Raw genomic sequence first — 3,600 nt, forward strand, 5'->3', positions numbered from 1 at the left:
GTCGAGACCTTCGGTCGCTACGCCCCGGGCCCGGGCGTGCTCGTGGTCAACGACGGCACCCCGGCCGACATCAACGACGGCGTCGCCTGCGGCGACGGCGGTTGCGCCCCGGGCACCACCGACGGCCGTCCGACCTACTACTTCCACCGCTTCGCCGCGGCTGGCAACCGTGACAACTTCACGGACACCACCAACTCCGACTACCTGATCGGCTTCCAGGGCCAGCTGACCGACACCATCGGTCTGGACTTCGGCGCCCGCCGCACCGACTACAAGTTCATCGAACTGGGTCGTGGCTACGTCGTGACCGCGCTGGCCCAGGCCGCCGCCAACTCGGGCGCCTACAACCCGGCCGACCCGTACGGCGCCGACCCGTCGGTGCTGGCCGGCATCCAGGCCACCATCAACCGTGAGTCGCGTTGGCAGACCGACGAGATCTACGGCCTGGTGAACTTCGACGTGTTCGAGATGGGTGGTGGCACCTCCAACGCCGTGTTCGGCATGGAGTACCGCGAAGACACCTTCGTCGACCAGTACGACTCGCTGTCGGAAGCCCGCGACGAGTTCGGCAACCCGGCCATCATCGGTTCGGCCGGCAACTCGTCGGGCGGTTCGCGTGACGCCAAGGCGGCCTACTTCGAGTGGCTGCTGCCGTTCACCAGCAACTTCGACATCACCCTGGCGGGCCGTTGGGACTCGTACAGCGACTACGGCAGCGACTTCTCGCCGAAGATCGCCATGCGCTGGCAGCCGCTCGACACCCTGACCTTCCGTGGTTCCTACGGCCAGGGCTTCCGCGCTCCGGGCCTGGACATCCTGACCGCCAAGCCGAGCTTCTCGGCCGAGCCGGTCAACGATCCGGTCTCGTGCATCGAGGCGGGTGCGGCGTCCACCTGCTCGCTGCAGGTCGACACCTACTACATCTCGAATCCGGACCTGTCGTCCGAGCAGTCCACCCAGTACAGCGTCGGCGCCGTGTGGGATCCGCTCGAGTGGCTGGACCTGTCGGTTGATTACTACAGCATCGAAGTCGAGGACTCCATCTCGTCGATCTCGGCGCAGGACATCATCAACTCCGACCTGCGTCCGGACCTGTACGGTCCGATCCCCCCGGGCCTGAGCATCACCCGTGGCACGAGCGGCGCCATCCGCGAGATCACCGCGGGTTACGCCAACCAGGGCACGATCACCACCACGGGCGTGGACTTCCGCGCCAACACCAACTTCGACTTCGGCAACTGGGGCGAGCTGCGTAACCAGCTGACCGTCTCGTACATCCGCGAGTACGAAGTTGACGACCAGCGTGGCACGGTCATCGACTACGCCGGCCGCATCGGTTCGCCGGACCTGCGCGCCTCGCTGTACAACAGCTGGACCTTCGGTGACTTCACCGCCGGCTGGAACATCAACTACATCGACGGCCAGGCGAACCCGGGCGGCGCGACCGACGTTGGCGGCTATGCCACCAACGACGTGCAGCTGTCCTGGAAGGCCCCGTGGAACGCGACCATGACGATTGGCGCCACCAACGTCGGCGACCGTTACCCGGAGCTGGTGTCCTACGACGGCCGTCCGTGGAACTTCTACCTGTACGACGCCTACGGCCGTACCACCTACTTCCGTTACACCCAGACCTTCTGATTTGGGTTTAATCGGTTGTTTCGGAGGGCCCCGGCAACGGGGCCCTTCTTTTTTGCGGGTTCGGTCGGGACAATGGCGGAATGAGCCTCCCCGACGAATCCGCGCGCCGCGCCGCCTGGTCCGCCTACTGGGCCACGGGCGGCCTGCATTCCTGCGTCGGCAGCTTCGAGGGCAATTACGGCGGCGCCATCGGCGGCTTCTGGCGCGAGGTGTTTTCCCGCCTGCCCGCCACGCCCCTGCGCGCCCTCGACCTGGCCACCGGCAACGGCGCCATCCCGCTGATGCTCTGGGAGCAGCGGGGGCAGGGCGGCGCGCTCACGGTCGACGCCGTGGACCTGGCGCAGCTGGCGCCCAAATGGCACCGCCCCGACCAACACGCGGCCATCCGTTTCCATGCCGGCGTGGCGATGGAGGCCTTGCCCTTCGACGACGCCAGCTTCGACCTCGTCACCAGCCAATACGGCTTCGAGTACGCACGCCGCGACGCGGCGCTGGCCGAGGCCCTGCGCGTGCTCAAGCCCGGCGGCACCCTTGCGCTGGTGATGCACCACGCCGGTTCGGTGCTGGTGCAGGTGGGGCGCGCGGAACTTTCGCACCAGGAGCACCTGCTGGCGGGTGAAGGCCTGCTGGCCTGCGCCGAGGCCGTGATTCCCTGGTTCGCGCAGGCGCGGCGGGGCGTCGACCCGGGGCAATTCCCCATGGCCCGTGGCGCCCGCGCCGCCTACAACGCCGCCATCGAGCGCCTGCTGGCCCGCATCGGCGCCGGCGCCGCCCCCGACCTGCTGGTCGAGGCGCGCGACTGGACGCACCAGCTGCTGGCGTCGGTCGGCACCGATCCGGCGCCCGCGCTGGAGGCCCTGCGCCGCTACCGCGAGGCGATGGTCGCGGCCGGCCTGCGCACCGCCGAACTGGTGTCGCATGCGCTGGACGAAGCCCAGGCGCAGGCGCTGGTGGCCAGCATCCGGCACACGCGGCCCGGCGCGGACGTACGCTGCGAACCCTTGAGCCAGGCCCAGGGCCTGCTGGGCTGGGGCCTGGTGCTGCGCGCCGGCTGAGCCGGGCGCTCAGGCCGCGTCGGGGTCGTAACCCAGGGCCTGCAGCAGCGGCGGCATGGCCGCGGCGTAATGGCGCCAGCGGCCGATCGAGCGCGTGTGCACCGGCTGGCGCACCTGCCAGCGGCTCGGCGTCTGCACGCTGCGTTCGCCCTGGTGGAAATCCAGGCAGGCCGGGTCCCAGTCGAGGCCGCAGAATTCGAGCGCGCGCCGCGCCTGCGCCTCGGGTTCGCGGGCCAGGCTTTCGTAGCGGAATTCCAGGATGGGCTGGGGCAGCACCGCCTGCCAGTGCTGCATCAGCCGTTCCTGCAGCCGCACCAGGTGGCCGATGCCGGCCATCGAGGTGGCCAGGCGCTCGGGCAGCGCGAAGTTCTCGCCGTAGATGGACACCGCGATGTCGCGCGGGTCGCGCCGGCACCAGATGATGTGCGCGTTCGGGAACATCAGGCCGATGAAGCCGAGCAGGTAGTAGTTCATCGGGTACTTGTCGACGATGCGCCGCGTGACCGGCGGCGCCTGCCGGCTGGCGGCGGCCAGGTAGCGGCGCGCCGACGGCGCCACCCATTCCGGCGCGAAGTCCTCGAGGATGTGCGGCCACTGGCCGGCATTGCCGCGGCGCGCCGGCAGGCTGCGGGCGATGAGCGCCACGTCGGGCAGTTCGCCGGCGCCGTAGGCCAGCGGGTGCGCGCCGATGATCTGTTCGAGCAGGGTGGTGCCGCTGCGTGGCATGCCGACGACGAACACCGGGCGCTCATCCGGGTCGCCCAGTTCGGCGGCGCGCGCGAGCAGGGCGCGGTTGAACACGGCCATCGTGGCTTCGACGCGGCGCTCGAGCGCGGCCACGTCGGGTTCGCCGGCCTCGCGGCGGCGCGCCGCGTTGGCGGCGTCCCAGGCGGCGAGCGCGGCG

General features: G+C 70.1%; 3 protein-coding genes. 2 read left to right on the forward strand and 1 reads right to left on the reverse strand.

Annotation, left to right across the window (positions count from 1 at the left end; all coding sequences use genetic code 11):
- Positions 1 to 1,641 (forward strand): TonB-dependent receptor domain-containing protein (locus tag N790_RS04565; protein ID WP_156969931.1); only part of this gene is annotated, 1,641 nt, incomplete at its 5' end.
- A gap of 80 nt (positions 1,642 to 1,721) precedes the next feature.
- Positions 1,722 to 2,696, forward strand: a complete 975-nt coding sequence (locus N790_RS15140; RefSeq protein ID WP_052385684.1) for a class I SAM-dependent methyltransferase — start codon at positions 1,722 to 1,724, stop codon at positions 2,694 to 2,696.
- A 9-nt stretch (positions 2,697 to 2,705) separates the two neighbouring features.
- Here the strand turns inward: N790_RS15140 and N790_RS04575 are convergent.
- The coding region (locus tag N790_RS04575; protein ID WP_043801351.1) for a sulfotransferase family protein at positions 2,706 to 3,600 on the reverse strand (895 nt) is incomplete at its 5' end.

Origin of the sequence: Arenimonas malthae CC-JY-1 (genome assembly GCF_000747075.1) — a bacterium.
GTDB classification, from domain to species: Bacteria; Pseudomonadota; Gammaproteobacteria; order Xanthomonadales; family Xanthomonadaceae; genus Arenimonas; species Arenimonas malthae.